General features: G+C 72.0%; 15 protein-coding genes. 6 read left to right on the top strand and 9 right to left on the bottom strand.

The features are described 5' to 3' along the window. On the top strand, positions 1-1,020 hold a 1,020-nt coding region (locus DQW85_RS16305; RefSeq protein WP_162795035.1), incomplete at its 5' end, for a CU044_5270 family protein. 21 nt (positions 1,021-1,041) lie between these two features. On the opposite strand, the gene hemL is transcribed toward DQW85_RS16305, so the two are convergent. After that, positions 1,042-2,331, bottom strand: a complete 1,290-nt coding sequence (hemL, locus tag DQW85_RS16300) for a glutamate-1-semialdehyde 2,1-aminomutase (RefSeq protein ID WP_113701152.1) — start codon at positions 2,329-2,331, stop codon at positions 1,042-1,044. Between hemL and DQW85_RS16295 the strand changes: the two genes are divergently transcribed. Continuing rightward, positions 2,317-2,658: a CPBP family intramembrane glutamic endopeptidase gene (locus DQW85_RS16295; RefSeq protein WP_113701154.1), complete on the top strand. Its 342-nt coding sequence runs from the start codon at positions 2,317-2,319 to the stop codon at positions 2,656-2,658. The genes hemL and DQW85_RS16295 overlap by 15 nt on opposite strands. A gap of 71 nt (positions 2,659-2,729) precedes the next feature. On the opposite strand, the gene DQW85_RS16290 is transcribed toward DQW85_RS16295, so the two are convergent. The 6 genes from DQW85_RS16290 to DQW85_RS16265 all read right to left on the bottom strand — a co-directional run bounded on the left by DQW85_RS16290 (position 2,730) and on the right by DQW85_RS16265 (position 8,839). Further along, the gene (locus DQW85_RS16290) at positions 2,730-3,359 is read right to left on the bottom strand and encodes a bifunctional DNA primase/polymerase (protein WP_113701151.1); all 630 of its coding nucleotides are present in this window, start codon (positions 3,357-3,359) and stop codon (positions 2,730-2,732) included. 126 nt (positions 3,360-3,485) lie between these two features. After that, positions 3,486-4,469: a porphobilinogen synthase gene (hemB, locus tag DQW85_RS16285; RefSeq protein ID WP_113701150.1), complete on the bottom strand. Its 984-nt coding sequence runs from the start codon at positions 4,467-4,469 to the stop codon at positions 3,486-3,488. Then, positions 4,466-6,010: a bifunctional uroporphyrinogen-III C-methyltransferase/uroporphyrinogen-III synthase gene (locus DQW85_RS16280; protein WP_240197218.1), complete on the bottom strand. Its 1,545-nt coding sequence runs from the start codon at positions 6,008-6,010 to the stop codon at positions 4,466-4,468. Before DQW85_RS16280 ends, hemB begins: the two co-directional genes overlap by 4 nt. Next, positions 6,007-6,912 (bottom strand): hydroxymethylbilane synthase, encoded by a 906-nt coding sequence (gene hemC, locus DQW85_RS16275; protein WP_113701148.1) that lies wholly within the window; start codon positions 6,910-6,912, stop codon positions 6,007-6,009. Before hemC ends, DQW85_RS16280 begins: the two co-directional genes overlap by 4 nt. After that, complete coding sequence (locus tag DQW85_RS16270; protein ID WP_113701147.1) at positions 6,909-8,165, bottom strand: glutamyl-tRNA reductase; 1,257 nt, start codon at positions 8,163-8,165, stop codon at positions 6,909-6,911. Before DQW85_RS16270 ends, hemC begins: the two co-directional genes overlap by 4 nt. Beyond that, complete coding sequence (locus DQW85_RS16265) at positions 8,162-8,839, bottom strand: redox-sensing transcriptional repressor Rex (RefSeq protein ID WP_205315165.1); 678 nt, start codon at positions 8,837-8,839, stop codon at positions 8,162-8,164. The genes DQW85_RS16270 and DQW85_RS16265 overlap by 4 nt, the downstream gene beginning before the upstream one ends. Positions 8,840-8,953: 114 nt before the next feature. On the opposite strand from DQW85_RS16265, the gene DQW85_RS16260 reads away from it, so the two are divergent. Further along, the gene (locus DQW85_RS16260; protein WP_113701145.1) at positions 8,954-9,193 is read left to right on the top strand and encodes a glutaredoxin family protein; all 240 of its coding nucleotides are present in this window, start codon (positions 8,954-8,956) and stop codon (positions 9,191-9,193) included. On the opposite strand, the gene DQW85_RS16255 is transcribed toward DQW85_RS16260, so the two are convergent. Beyond that, the gene (locus DQW85_RS16255; protein WP_113701144.1) at positions 9,190-10,725 is read right to left on the bottom strand and encodes a putative quinol monooxygenase; all 1,536 of its coding nucleotides are present in this window, start codon (positions 10,723-10,725) and stop codon (positions 9,190-9,192) included. The two genes, DQW85_RS16260 and DQW85_RS16255, sit on opposite strands and share 4 nt — an antisense overlap. Positions 10,726-10,903: 178 nt before the next feature. Here DQW85_RS16255 and DQW85_RS16250 point away from each other — a divergent pair, with 178 nt between their 5' ends. The 3 genes from DQW85_RS16250 to DQW85_RS16240 all read left to right on the top strand — a co-directional run bounded on the left by DQW85_RS16250 (position 10,904) and on the right by DQW85_RS16240 (position 13,162). Further along, positions 10,904-11,542 (top strand): sigma-70 family RNA polymerase sigma factor, encoded by a 639-nt coding sequence (locus DQW85_RS16250; protein ID WP_113701143.1) that lies wholly within the window; start codon positions 10,904-10,906, stop codon positions 11,540-11,542. A 71-nt stretch (positions 11,543-11,613) separates the two neighbouring features. Next, positions 11,614-12,276, top strand: a complete 663-nt coding sequence (locus DQW85_RS16245; RefSeq protein ID WP_113701142.1) for a DUF5667 domain-containing protein — start codon at positions 11,614-11,616, stop codon at positions 12,274-12,276. Between the two features lie 10 nt (positions 12,277-12,286). After that, positions 12,287-13,162 carry an HAD family hydrolase gene (locus DQW85_RS16240; protein ID WP_113701141.1) on the top strand — a complete coding sequence of 292 codons (876 nt, stop codon included), beginning with the start codon at positions 12,287-12,289 and terminating at the stop codon, positions 13,160-13,162. A gap of 9 nt (positions 13,163-13,171) precedes the next feature. Here DQW85_RS16240 and DQW85_RS16235 read toward each other — a convergent pair. Beyond that, positions 13,172-14,054: LCP family protein (locus tag DQW85_RS16235; RefSeq protein WP_205315164.1), on the bottom strand; the 883-nt coding region annotated here is incomplete at its 5' end.

The following is a 14,054-nucleotide window of genomic DNA, read 5'->3' as shown; positions in this document are numbered from 1 at the left end:
CGCGTGCCGGGCGTGCGGCTGCTGGTGGGCGGGCTGGCCGCCGCCGTGGCGCTCGCGGTGGTCTTCACACTGCTCATCGGCGTCCCGGCCGCCGGTCCGGCCGGCGCCAGAGAGCTCCTGCTCGCCGCCGCGGCCGGCAGCGAGGCGGAGCGGACCGAGGGGCGCTACACGCGCTACGAGACCGAGACCGGCGACGTGGTCGAGGTGGGCACGTCGCTTCGGCCGTACAAGATGCTCGCCCGCGCGACGCACGCCACCTGGTACCCCGCCTTCAGCGGCGGCGACGGCAGGCAGGTTCACCGCCGTCTGGGCGCGTGGCCCGCGAGCGACGAGGACGCGGCGGCCTGGCGCGCCGCCGGCAGCCCGGTCACCATGCCGAGCCTGTGCTCCCACGGCAAGGTCCACAAGCGGGGCGTGCTGGTGGAACGGTCCGGGCAGCGGTGCGCCGAGCTGGACACCCGACCGCAGGAGCGCGCCACGACGGCGCGGACGACCGGCGACCTGGCCGCGTACCCGCGTTCCCACCCCGGCCTGGACGTCGGCGAGCTCTCCGCGGACCCGGCGCGGCTCAGGGAACAGTTGCTCGCCTCGACCCGTTCCGGCGGGCTGGGCGGGCCGGTCGAAGGCGACGCCGCGCGGCTGTGGGCGGCCGTCAACGTGGCGCTCTTTCAGCCGGAGCAACCGCTCTCCCCGCGGGTCCGCGCGGCGGCGTACCGGATCATGGCGGATCTGCCGGGCGTCCGGCTGCTCGGCGAGGTCGAGGACGCGCGCGGGCGCAAGGGGCAGGCGTTCACCCGCGCGAGCGAGGAGTCCGCGGGCGTCGCCGGCACCAGCCGGATCATCATCGACCCGGACTCCGGCCTGCCCCTGGCCCAGGAGGGGTACGACCGGCCGGACGGGGCGCTCACCGGCTACACCCTGGTGCTGGCCTGCGGGCCGGCGGACAGCACGCCCGCGCAGCACGTGACGGAGGCACGACGTCCCCAACCGGACGCTGAGCGGGTCCCGGCCGGACGCTGAGCGGGTCCCGGCCGCGAAGGCTCAGAGGACCGCGGCGGCGGCCTTGGCGGCGGTGGGGAGCGCGTCGGCGATCCGGCTCAGCGCCTCGTCGTCGTGCGCCGCCGACAGGAACCACGCCTCGTAGGCCGACGGCGGCAGATAGACGCCCTGGTCCAGCATGCTGTGGAAGAACGCGGTGAAGGCCGCGGTGTTCTGGCTCCGGGCGTCGGCGAAGTCCCTGACCTCCCGGTCGGTGAAGAAGACCGAGAACAGGTTGCCCGCCCGCTGCAGCCGGTGCGGCACTCCCGCCGCCGTGAGCGCGTCGGAGGCTGCCCGGCCCACCTCCAGGGCCGCCGCGTCCACCTTGGCGTACACGTCCTCGTCCAGCAGCCGCAGCGTGGCCAGGCCCGCGGCCACCGACAGCGGGTTGCCGGACAGCGTGCCGGCCTGGTAGACCGGCCCCTCCGGCGCGAGGCGGGCCATCACGTCGGCCCGGCCGCCGAAGGCCGCCGCCGGGAGTCCGCCGCCCATGACCTTGCCGAACGTCATCAGGTCGGCGTCCACCGGGTCGAGCCCGTACCAGCCGGCGGACGAGACGCGGAAGCCCGTCAGCACCTCGTCCACGATCAGCAACGCCCCGGCGGCGGTGCACAGCTCGCGCAGCCGCGCGTTGAAGCCGTCGCGCGGCGGCACCACGCCCATGTTGGCCGGGCACGCCTCGGTGATGACGCAGGCGATCTCGGCCGCGGCGAACGCCTCCTCGACCGCCGCGATGTCGTTGTACGGCAGGACGATCGTGTCCGCCGCCGACGCCCCGGTCACGCCAGGCGTGTCGGGCAGGCCGAACGTCACCACGCCCGACCCGGCCGAGGCGAGCAGCGCGTCGACGTGGCCGTGGTAGCAGCCGGCGAACTTGATGACCTTGGACCGGCCGGTGAAGCCCCGGGCCAGGCGCACCGCGCTCATCGTCGCCTCGGTGCCGGAGCTGACCAGCCGTACCCGCTCCACCGGCGCGACCCTGGCGACCATCTCCTCGGCCAGCTCCACCTCCCCCTGCGTGGCCGTGCCGTACCCGAAGCCGCGCGAGACCGCCGCCGAGAGCGCCTCGACGACCGCGGGGTGGCGGTGGCCGAGGATCATCGGGCCCCAGGAGCAGACCAGGTCGACGTAGCGGTTGCCGTCGACGTCGGTGATGTAGGGCCCCTCTCCGGAGGCCATGAACCGAGGCGTGCCGCCGACCGCGCCGAACGCGCGGACCGGCGAGTTGACGCCTCCCGGCACGAGGGCGCGGGCGCGGGCGAACAGGTCCTCGGACTTCTGTGTACGGCTCACGCGCTCCAGGTTAGTCCCGGGGGCCGCCGGTGCCACCGGCGGGAAACCCGGCGTGGACCCCGCGCCTACGCCTGGCTCCTGGCCACGGGCAACACCCAGACTCCCGGTACCCGGGAGATCTTCTATCGGGGCTGGCTGCAGAGCCGTCTGGAGGTCTTGTACGGCAGGTGGCCGGCGATCGTGGCGTCGTCCCTGCTGTTCGCGGCCATGCACACCTCGCACGTACGCCCGGAAGCCCCGCTCCTGGGCGTGGCGTTCTGGGTGATCGTCTTCATCCACACGGTCACCAACCTGGTCCTGGTGCCGCTCCGGATCGCCCTCCTGTGACCAGATCGGAGGGTCCGGCAATGGCCCGGCAGGGGCTCCCGGCAGAGGGGCGCGGCTGAGAGGGCGACGGGTCAGTCGGCGAGGCGTTCGAGGATGCGGAGCGGGTCCGGGAGGGGGCGGCCGTCGGGGGGGCGGAGCCAGGAGACGGGCTGACCGCTGGGCAGCGTGGAGGGCGGGGCGAGGACGTAGCTGTCGCGGCAGTGCCAGCGCAGCCCAGGCGTGTCGTCGATCGTCGCCGGGTCGCAGTCGAGGTGGCACGACCACCACTCGTCCTCGTCCTCCGGGTTGCCCCTGGTCGCCACATAGAACAAGACCCGGTCACCGTTGGCGGCGACCGGGCCTGAGTGGGCTCCCTCGGAGTCGATGCGCGACAGGGCCGTGAGGCCGGTGGCGAGTGGTACGTCGAAGACGTCGAACACCTTGCCTGTGGGCAGGATCACGTTGGCCTCCGGCTCAAGCTGCCACCAGCGCGCCAGCAGCGTGGCGTCCGTGGTGGCCTGCAGGTGCCAGGCTGGAGAGATCGGGTGCGCGCCGGGGTCGGGACAGCCGAGGCGGTCACAGGAACACGCCCGCGACCCGCGCCGCAGCGGGAACGCGCCGGGCACGGCGGGCCAGCCGAGCGCGGCATAGCCCAGGACGGAGTCGGTCCGGGACGGCCGGGACCGTTTTCTGGTACGCCGAGCGAGTGGTGCCCCCACCATGGTGTCTCCCGTCGAGTCGTGCCTGAAGGGATCCCGGCTCCTGGCCATGCGCGCACGCGGGACACACCAGCACTAGTCGCCACAGTTTATCGCACGCGTCTCAGAACCCGGCGGGAAACCCCCACGTTAGAGACGGCGCGCCACCTCGGTGGCCCAGTAGGTGAGGATCAGGTCGGCTCCGGCGCGCTTGATCGAGATCAGCGATTCCATGATCATCCGGTCGCGGTCGATCCAGCCGTTCGCCGCGGCGGCCTCGACCATCGCGTACTCGCCGCTCACCTGGTAGGCCGCCACGGGGACGTCCACCTCGTCGCGGAAGCGCCTGATGACGTCGAGGTAGGCCAGGGCGGGCTTGACCATGACCGCGTCGGCGCCCTCGGCCAGGTCGAGGCGGACCTCGCGCAGCGCCTCCTCCAGCGGCCCCGCCGGGTCCTGCTGGTGGGTGCTGCGGTCGCCGAACCGCGGCGCGCACTCGGCGGCGTCGCGGAACGGACCGTAGAAGCTGGAGGCGTACTTGGCGGAGTAGGCGAGGATCGGCACGCCCGAGAGACCGTCGGCGTCGAGCGCCGCGCGGATGGCGCCGACCTGGCCGTCCATCATGCCGCTCGGCGCGACCATGCGGGACCCGGCGCGGGCCTGGGCGACGGCGATGGAGGCGTAGCGCTCCAGCGTCGCGTCGTTGTCGACGTCGCCCGCGTCGGTGAGGATGCCGCAGTGGCCGTGGTCGGTGAACTCGTCGAGGCAGGTGTCGGCCATCACCACGAGGGCGTCGCCCACCTCGGCCGTGACCTCGCGCAGCGCCACCTGAAGCACCCCGTCGGGGTCGTCGCCCGCCGAGCCGCGGGCGTCCTTGACCGCGGGGATCCCGAAGAGGATGACCCCGCCCACCCCGGCCTCGGCCGCCTCGTGGACGGCCTTGCGCAGCGAGTCGCGGGTGTGCTGGTAGACGCCGGGCATCGAGGCGACCGGCGCGGGCTCCTCGATGCCCTCCTTGACGAACAGCGGCAGGATCAGCTCGGCCGGGTGCAGCCTGGTGCCCGCCACCATCCGGCGCATGGCGGCGCTGGAGCGCAGCCTGCGCGGGCGGGCCGTCGGGAACTCGGCACTCACTTGGCTCTCCTCCTGGCTCCTCTTCGGTTCTGTGACGGGCGCCGCGGGGTGTCGCCCGCGGCGAGGGCCGCCTGGCGCTGCTTGGCGCCGTACTCGGCCAGCGCGGCGGCGAGGGCGGACGCCGACGGCTTGTCGGCCATGACGTCGACGCGCAGCCCGAATTCCTCGGCGGTGCTCGCCGTCTGCGGGCCGATGACGGCGATCACTGTGACGTTGTGCGGCTTGCCGGCGATGCCCACCAGGTTGCGCACGGTCGAGGAGGAGGTGAAGAGCACGGCGTCGAACCCGCCGCCCTTGATGGCCTCCCGGATCGGCGCGGGCGGCGGTGCGGCCCGCACGGTGCGGTAGGCGGTGACGTCGTCACACTCCCACCCCAGCTCGGTCAGGCCCGCGACCAGCGTGTCGGTGGAGATGTCGGCGCGCGGCAGCAGCACCCGGTTGATCGGGTCGAGCATCGAGTCGTACGGCGGCCACTCCGCCACCAGGCCCTCCGACGACTGCTCGCCCGAGGGCAGCAGGTCGGGCTTGACCCCGAACTCGACCAGGGCACGCGCGGTGGCGTCGCCCACGGCCGCGACCTTGAGCCCGGCGAAGGCGCGGGCGTCGAGCCCGTACTCCTCGAACTTCTCGCGCACCGCCTTGACCGCGTTGGCGCTGGTGAAGGCCACCCATTCGTAGCGGCCCGTGACCAGGCCCTTGATCGCGCGGTCCATCTGCTGCGGCGTGCGGGGCGGCTCGACCGAGATGGTCGGCACCTCCTCGGGCACCGCGCCGTAGGAGACGAGCTGCTCCGACAGGCTCTTGGACTGCTCCTTGGTACGCGGCACCAGCACCCGCCAGCCGAACAGCGGCTTGGTCTCGAACCACGACAGCTTGTCGCGCAGCCCGACGGCGTCGCCGACCACGATCAGCGCGGGCTCGGTGAAGCCCGCGTGCTTGAGGTCGGCCTGCAGCCGGCCGAGCGTCGAGACGACGGTGTGCTGCTCGGTCGTGGTGCCGCCGCCGCTGACCGCCACCGGCGTGGCGTCGGGCTTGCCGCCCGCGATCAGCGCCTTGCCGATGGAGACGGCCTCGGCCAGGCCGTTGTAGACGACCAGCGTGCCCGGACAGGCGGCGTGGGAGGCCCAGTCCTGGTGCTGGGCGGCGTCGACGACCCTGAACTCGGGCACGGCCGTCGCGGGCGGGATGCCCGCGTAGGTGAGCACGGCGGTCGCGGGCGGCACGCCGGGCACGATCTCGAAGTCCACCTCGGCCGCGGCGCACGCCGCGACCTCCTCGGTGATCGAGGAGAACAGCATCGGGTCGCCCTCGCACACGCGTACGACGAACCGGCCGGCCTTGGCATGGCCGACGAGGTCGCCGGAGGCCACCTCGACGCCCTCGCGGCAGTGCCGCAGCAGCGGGCCGAACCGTTCCTCGTCGAGCACGACCAGGTCAGCCTTGGCCAGCAGCTCGGCGGCGCGGAGCGTGAGCAGATTTGGATCACCGGGACCGGCGCCGACGAAAGCGACGAAGCCGGAGGTCGGACTATCGGGGCTCAATGGGAATGCTCCCCCATCAATCTGTCGGCCCCTTCGGAGATCATCTCGGCCGCGAGCTTGTGGCCGAGAGCGACAGCCTCCGAAGGAGGGCCGGCGGCGGACTTGCGGACCGCCTCTGTGCCGTCGACGGCGACGACCAGGGCGGTCAGGTTCAAAGTCTGCCCGTCATCGAGCGCGAACGCACCCACGGGGGCCGAGCAGCCGGCCTCGAGAGCGGACAGGACGACGCGCTCCGCCGTCACCGCGGCGCGCGTACGGGGGTCGTCGAGGACGGCGAGGAAGTCGACCAGGTCCTCGCGCTCGGCGAGGCATTCGACGGCGAGCGCGCCCTGGCCGGGGGCCGGCATCACCTCGTCGATCTCGAAGATCTGGGCGATCTCGGAGTCCCTGCCGAGGCGGGTCAGGCCGGCCGCGGCGAGCACCACCGCGTCGAGCTCGCCCGAGGTGACCTTGCCGATGCGGGTGTCGGCGTTGCCGCGGATCGGGACGTACTCGATGTCGGGCCGCAGGGCGCGGAGCATGGCGATCCGGCGCGGCGAGCCGGTGCCGACGCGGGCCCCCGCCGGGAGGTCGGCGAACGGCACGCGGCCGACCAGCGCGTCGCGGTGGTCGTGCCGGGCGGGGATCGCCGCCAGCGTCACCCTCGGGTCCGGCTTGGTCGGCAGGTCCTTGAGGGAATGGACGGCGAAGTCGATCTCGCCCTCCATGAGCTTGTCGCGCAGCGCGCTGACGAACACCCCCGTGCCGCCGAGCTGGGCGAGGTGGGCCTTGGTGACGTCGCCGAACGTGGTCACGCCGACCAGCTCGACGGCCCTGCCGGTGCGCTCGGTGCAGGAGTCGGCGACCAGCTGCGACTGCGTGATGGCGAGCAGACTGCGCCGGGTGCCGAGTCGCAACGTCACAGCTCCACCTCCCTCACGGCCTCGGGCATCTTGGGATCGAGATCGAACAGCTCGCGCAGCGCCTGCGCATAATGATCGCCTCCGGGGGAGGTGGCGAGCTGCTTGACACGCACGGTCGGCTCGTGGAGCAGCTTGTCGACGACCCGCTGAACGGTCTGGGCGACCTCGTCGCGCGTCTTGCGGTCGAGGTGGGGGATGCGCATCAGCAGGCGGTCCAGCTCGGCCTCGACCACGATGGCCGCCTTGCCGCGCAGCGCCACCACGGTCGGGGTGACCTTGGCGGCCCGCTCGGCGTCGAGGTAGGCGTCGAGCTCTTGGGAGACGAGCTCGCGTACCGACCTGACGGCGTCGCCCTCGCGCGAGCCGATGCCGGACTCCTGGATCGTCTCCAGGTCGACCAGCGTCACACCCGGTACGGCGCGCACCGCCGGGTCGATGTCGTGGGGCAGTGCCAGGTCGAGCAGGAACGCCCCACGGGTCAGCATGTCGGGCGTGATCACGTGGTGCCCGGCGCCGACACAGGTGATGACGATGTCGGCCTCCGCCAGCTCCCGGGGAACCGCGGCGAGCTCCACAGCCCTGCCGCCGACCGAGGAGGCGAGCCGCGCGCCGCGTTCGAAGGTGCGGTTGGCCACGACGATGTCGGTCACGCCCGCGCGGGAGAGCGTGGCGGCGGCCAGCGAGCTCATGGAGCCCGCGCCGACCACCAGCGCCCGCCGCCCGGGGAGCCCGCCCGCCAGCGCGAGACCCGCGCTGACCAGCGACGCGCCGGCCTGGTCGATGCCGGTGTCGGTGTGGGCGCGCTTGCCGACCCGCAGCGCCTGCTGGACCAGGTCGTTGAGGGTGGCGCCGACGGTGCCGTGCTTCTGCGCCAGCTTGAGCGCCCTGCGCACCTGGCCGAGGATCTGGCCCTCGCCCACCACCATGGAGTCGAGCCCGCACACCACCGAGAACAGGTGCTCGACGGCACGCTCCTCGTAGTGGACGTACAGGTGGGGCTTCAGCTCCTCCGCGCCGACGCCCGTGTGGACGCTCAGCAGGTCGCAGATCGAGGAGAAGGCCGCGTGGAAGCGGTCGACCGCGGCGTAGACCTCGACCCGGTTGCAGGTCGAGACGACCATGGCCTCCGCCACGCAGGCGTCCTGCTGCACGTCGCGCAGGAGTTTGACGAGCGCGTCGCCCGTTACCGAGACGCGCTCCAGCATGGCCACCGGCGCTGTCCGGTGGCTGAGTCCGATCGCCAGAACACTCACTGGCTGTCCACGGCCATCAGCGGCCCCCCAGCTTTGCGTTGCTCGTGAAACGCAAGGATCTGCAATTCAATTGATAGGTCGACTTTACGGACATCGACGCCTTCCGGCACGGACAGCACGACAGGTGCGAAGTTAAGAATGCTGGTCACTCCGGCGGCCACCACACGGTCGCACACTTCTTGGGCTGCCGCAGCCGGTGTGGCCAGAACCACGATCGAGACCCCGCGCCGTTTGATGACGGCTTCCAGTTCGTCGATGTGCTCAACATTCAACCCCGCGATGTCGTCGCCCACCACTTCGGGGTCGGCGTCCACGAGGGCGGCCACGCGGAAGCCTCTGGAGACGAATCCGCCGTAGTTGGCGAGCGCACGGCCGAGGTTGCCGACCCCGACGATGGCCACGGCCCAGTCCTGGGTCAGGCCGAGCTCACGGGAGATCTGGTAGACGAGGTACTCGACGTCGTAGCCGACGCCGCGGGTGCCGTACGAGCCAAGGTGGGACAGGTCCTTGCGGAGCTTGGCCGAGTTGACCCCGGCCGCCAGGGCGAGGTCCTCGGAGCTGACCGTGGCGATCGCCCGCTCCGCCATCCCGTGCAGCGCCCGCAGGTACAACGGAAGCCGGGCTACCGTGGCATCGGGTATGCCGCGGTCACGGTGCTGGGACGGGCGCTTCACGTACCGGTGCTCCAGGGAACGGGCGGCCGTGGGCCGCGTGGGTGGGAATCAACCGCCTTTCAGGTTAATCCCTTTGTGAACCGACGCACAAAGTAGGGCGCTACCGTGGGGGCCATGCACCGCATCACGTTGCTCGGAAGGGCAGGCTGCCACCTCTGCGACGACGCGCGCGAGGTCATCGCCAAAGTGGCGGGAGAGCTGGGCGTGCCGTGGGAGGAGGTCGACATCGACTCCTCGCAGGAGCTGCGCGACAAGTACGGCGAGATGATTCCGGTCACACTTGTCGACGGCGTCCAGCACGACTTCTGGCGCGTGTCCGAAGAGCGCCTGCGGGGAGCCCTGACACAGCCCTAGAACAGGGCGGTCGGCAGCGGCACCACCTTGGCGGCGTTGACGTTGAGCTCGATGACGTTCGTGGCCAGCACCATCGCCTGGCGCTCGTTGACGAACCGCTCCACGTGCGGCTGTCGCTGGTGGTCGCGGTAGGCCACCTCGTCGCGGTAGAGCTCGTAGACGATGCGCTGCAGCGGGGCCGACTTCACGGCGTGGCAGGCGTACACGAGCGTGTCGGGCTCGCCCTGCCGCACGGCCTCGACGGTCTGCTCGGCCAACCGGTCGAAGGCCTCCCCCGAGCCGTCCATGAGCGTGAAGACGGTGAGCAGGCCGTAGATGCTGGGTGAGGGCCTGCTGGAGGCGGGCTGGGCCTGCGGCTGCTGGGAGCGCCGGTCGGCGGGCGGGCCGCCGGCGAACAGGTCGGCGCCCGGATAGAAGGCGCCGGTCGCCGGGCCGCCGGTGTCGGCCATGCCGTGGTCCTGCCGATCCTGCCGCGGCGGGCCGTAGTCGCCTCGCGAGGCGCCGCGGTCGTGGGGCGGGCCGCCGAAGTCGTCCGGCGAGGTCCCGTGGCGGCCGTTCATGATGTAGCCGGTCGAGGGTCCCTGGTCGGGCGGAGGCGTCATGCGCGCGGCGTAGTCGATCTCGCGCTCGCCGGCCCGGTATTCGGCCACCAGGTCGCCCAGACCTGAGGCCCTGCGGGGCGGCTGCCCGGGTGGCTGCCCAGGTGGCTGCATGGGCGGCTGCATGGGCGGCGGCTGCTCGGCGGACGCCACCGGCTGGGGGCGGGGCGGGACCGGAGAGCCGCCCCGGCCCTCGGACGCGGACCGGTGGCCGGCGGGCGCGTGCTCGCGGTCGCGGCGGTCCATCTCGTCCTCGTCGTCCTCGTACGGCGCGAGCGGGCGCAGCACGCAGTACCAGATCGCGGCGGCGGCCACGACCAGGAGCGCGGTCGTGAAGAAGCCGGGCACCGCGAACCGCATGGCGCCCAGGATCGCCAGCGTGGACGGCGCGATGACCAGCACCGCGTGCAGGTTGTCGGTGTCGTACTCGTCGCCGGAGCGCCACCGCAGGGCGGCCACCACCACGGCCGCCAGCGTGATCACCACCACGACGACATGTCCGGCGATGAGCAGCTTGTCGGGGATGTACCCCCAGTGCCGCGCGCCCACCGGCAGCACCTTGGTCATCTGGTTGTCGATCAGCGGGTCGACGACGAGGATCACGCCGGAGACGATGGTGAACGCGGTGCCGAGCAGCCAGGCCGTGAACTTCGGCGGCACCTTCTCGGCCAGGAGCTGGATCAGCCCGATGGCCAGCCAGAACGGCGCGAGCAGCGACCCGGTGAGCTGATAGATCTTGAAGGTGGCGGCGCCGAAGCCCATGAGCATTCCGATGCCGATCACCGCGAGCGACAGGCACAGGGCCGCCGCCGCCACGATCCACGCGATCAGCCACCCCTCGATCTCCTCACGCAGCCTGCGCACCAGGGCGCCGGTGGCGATGGCGGCAAGGAGCGCACCGGCGAAGGCGATGACAGCAACAAGGATCTCCATGGTGACTCCAATGCTGCCGGACGATGCCTCCCAGCCGGTAGCCGAAGAGGGAACGGGTCGGTCCACACCGTATCCGCCCATTACAGCTAGTCATGACTTCGCAGTGTGGATTGTGGAATTTCCAGTTGATTTCTAGAGTGATCGAGCACGCCGCACCCCTTACCCGTAGGGATACCGGATGCCTGACCCGTGGCCGATCGCCGGGCTGCTATCGCCGGCCGTCGCCGGCCCAGCCCTGACGACCGAGCCTGTCGCGCGTGAAGAGGTCCCCGACGAGCTCCGCACGCTGGTGCTGCGCGCCAAGACCGGGGACACGGACGCCTTTGGCACGCTCTACGACCGCTACGTGGACCTCGTCTACCGCTACATCTACTACCGGGTGGGGTCGCATCCGCTCGCCGAGGACCTCACCAGCGAGACGTTCCTGCGCGCGCTGCGCCGGATCACCGGGTTCACCTGGCAGGGCCGCGACTTCGGCGCCTGGCTCGTGACCATCGCCCGCAACCTGGTGACCGACCACTTCAAGTCGGGGCGCTACCGGCTGGAGATCCCCACGGGAGAAGTGATCGACGTTCCGCTCGACGGCGCGCACATCCCGGAGAACGCCGTGGTCACGGCCATCATCAACGACCGGGTACTGCGGGCCGTCCGCGACCTCAACCCGGAGCAGCAGGAGTGCGTGGTCCTGAGGTTCCTGCACGGGCTGTCGCTGGCGGAGACGGCGTTGATCATGGGAAAGAAGAGTGGAGCGATCAAAGCGCTGCAGTTCCGCGCGGTCCGCGCACTCGCCAGGTCATTACGTAACGACCTGGCGTAACCTCCGCCAGCTTCCCTTCGTTAGGCATGTGCCACTACTGGATCTCTTTGCGGGGGCGTCAGGGAGCTGTCATGGGTAGGTCGCGCAAACCGCGCGAGCACGTGCTGGATCACCTCACGCGGCTGGGGCGGCTGTCCCTCGGAGGGGGGCCCAGCCCCGCGTTCCGCGACAGGCTGCGCGAAGAGCTCCTTTCCGCCCCTCCCGAGCCGTCACCGCCTCCCGGCCCCCGCCCCCGCCCCCGTGCCCGGCAGGCCGGGCACGGCGAGCGGCGGCTGGGGCGGCTGCCCTGGCTGACCCAGCTCGCCACGTTCGGGCTGGCGGCGGGCATGATGCTGTCGTCGTTCGCCACCTACCGGGCGGTGCCGGGCGACACGCTCTACCCGCTCAAGCGCGCCGCGGAGAGCACGCTGGTACGGCTGAGCAACGACGACCGCGAACGGGGCGAGCGCGAGCTCGACTCGGCCAAGACCCGAGCGGCCGAGGTGGCCCAGCTCCTGGGCTCCTCCGAGACCGGGCCGCTCGTCACCGAGACGCTCAAGGACATGGAGCGGTCGACCAGGGCGGGCATCAGCCGCCTGGAACGGGTCAGCCCGCGCTCGCCGAAGATCGGCAGGTTCGCCAGGGACCAGCGCGACATGGTGGAGCCGATGCTGGCGCGGCTGGACAAGGCGCACCAGGACCAGGCCAGCGGCTACCTCGACTACATCGAGGGGCTCACGGCCCCGCCTGGGTAAGCTGAAGCCCATGTGGCGGCTAATCCGACGACGGCACCAGGTTGAAGCGGAAATCGCCGGCGAGGCCGCGGCAGCGGCCGCAGTCACGGCTCCCCCGGCCGAGCCCGACCTCCAGGCGGCGGCCTTCTTCGACGTCGACAACACGATGATGCGCGGGGCCTCCATCTACCACTTCGCCAGGGGGCTGGCGACGCGTGGCATGTTCACCACGTCCGACCTGTTCAAGTTCGCGGTCGGCCAGGCGGTGTTCCGGCTGCGCGGCAACGAGAACCCCGAGCACATCGCCGTGGCCCGCGAGACCGCTCTGGCGTTCGTCGCGGGCGCCAAGGTCGACGACGTCGTACGGCTCGGCGAGGAGATCTACGACGAGGTGATGGCCGACCGCATCTGGGGTGGCACCCGCGCGCTGGCGCAGAGCCACCTCGACGCCGGCCAGCGGGTCTGGCTGGTCACCGCCACGCCCGTCGAGCTGGCCAGGGTCATCGCCCAGCGGCTGGGACTGACCGGCGCGCTCGGCACCGTGGCGGAGAGCACCGGCGGCGTCTACACCGGGCGGCTGGTCGGCGACCTGCTGCACGGCCCGGCCAAGGCCGAGGCGGTTCGGGCGCTGGCCCGCCGGGAGGGCCTCGACCTCACCCGGTGCACCGCCTACAGCGACTCGGCCAACGATCTGCCCATGCTGTCGCTGGTCGGCCACGCGGTCGCCATCAACCCCGACACCGAGCTGCGCGAGCACGCCAAGCAGCACGGCTGGCCGGTCAAGGACTTCCGCACCGGCCGCAAGGCGACGCTCACGGCGCTGCCGATCGCCGCCGGGCTGGGCGCCGTGGCGGGCGGGGTCGCGGCCGGCATCGCCCTGCGCAGGCACTACCGCTCGCTCCAGTAGTTCCCGGTCCTACTCCAGCGTCTGGAAGAGCCGGCTCGCCTCCGGCTGCTTCCAGACGACCTTGCCGGGGTCTTCAGGGGTGGGCGTCGAGGGCACCGTGGCGAACCTGGGCCGGCTGTGACTCGCGGTCATCGCGATCCCGGCCATCGTGTCCAGGTCCATGTCGGTCCTCGTCGTCCTGGCGACCGCGGACAGGAAGTCACGGATCTTGCCGGGATCGGTGAGCAGGCTCCTGGCCTTCTTCAGCATTCCCGACATCAGCGCCTGGTGGCGCTCGAACCGCTGGAGGTCGGCCCCGTCGCCGTGGTCGCGCAGCCGCGCGTAGCCGAGCGCCCGCTCGCCGTCGAGGAGGTTCCGGCCCGCCGGAAGTGCCAGCTTGGCCGCCTTGTCGTCCACCGGCCGGGGCAGCCTGACCTCGACTCCTCCGAGCGCGTCGACCATGCCCTTGACGGCGTCGAGCCGGAGCTCCATGGCGTGGTCGATCCGCACGCCCGTCAGGGTCTCGACCGTCTTGACCGAGCAGGTGAGCCCGCCGCCGTCGAAGGCCGAGCCGATCATGTCCTTCCTGGCGGGACGTGACCCGCACGCCGGGATCTGGACGATCGATTTCCTCGGGAGGTTGACGAGCCTGATCTCCTCGCGGTCGGCCGGCAGGTGCACCAGGAGGATCGTGTCGGCCCGCACGCCTTTGCGGCGGAGCGGGCTCCCGGCGACGACGTCGGTGCCGACCACCAGCATGTTCAGGGCGCCCGTCACCTTCCCCGGGCGGGCGCCCGGCGGCAGGGGGAGGCCCTGGTGGCCGCTGAGCACCACCGTGGGCACGGCGACGGCGGCCGTGGTGGCGGCGGCGGCCAGGCCCATCAGCAGCCAGCTCGGCCGCCTGCGGCGCGGG

Source organism: Nonomuraea lactucae (assembly GCF_003313395.1).
GTDB lineage: Bacteria > Actinomycetota > Actinomycetes > Streptosporangiales > Streptosporangiaceae > Nonomuraea > Nonomuraea lactucae.
This window is presented reverse-complemented; position numbering and strand designations above follow the sequence as displayed.

Bases quoted from the DNA above. Each gene is read 5' to 3' on its own strand.
- DQW85_RS16290 (WP_113701151.1), bottom strand. From the start codon at position 3,359: ATGGTGGGGGCACCACTCGCTCGGCGTACCAGAAAACGGTCCCGGCCG.
- DQW85_RS16260 (WP_113701145.1), top strand. From the start codon at position 8,954: ATGCACCGCATCACGTTGCTCGGAAGGGCAGGCTGCCACCTCTGCGAC.
- DQW85_RS16255 (WP_113701144.1), bottom strand. From the start codon at position 10,725: ATGGAGATCCTTGTTGCTGTCATCGCCTTCGCCGGTGCGCTCCTTGCC.
- DQW85_RS16250 (WP_113701143.1), top strand. From the start codon at position 10,904: ATGCCTGACCCGTGGCCGATCGCCGGGCTGCTATCGCCGGCCGTCGCC.
- DQW85_RS16245 (WP_113701142.1), top strand. From the start codon at position 11,614: ATGGGTAGGTCGCGCAAACCGCGCGAGCACGTGCTGGATCACCTCACG.
- DQW85_RS16240 (WP_113701141.1), top strand. From the start codon at position 12,287: ATGTGGCGGCTAATCCGACGACGGCACCAGGTTGAAGCGGAAATCGCC.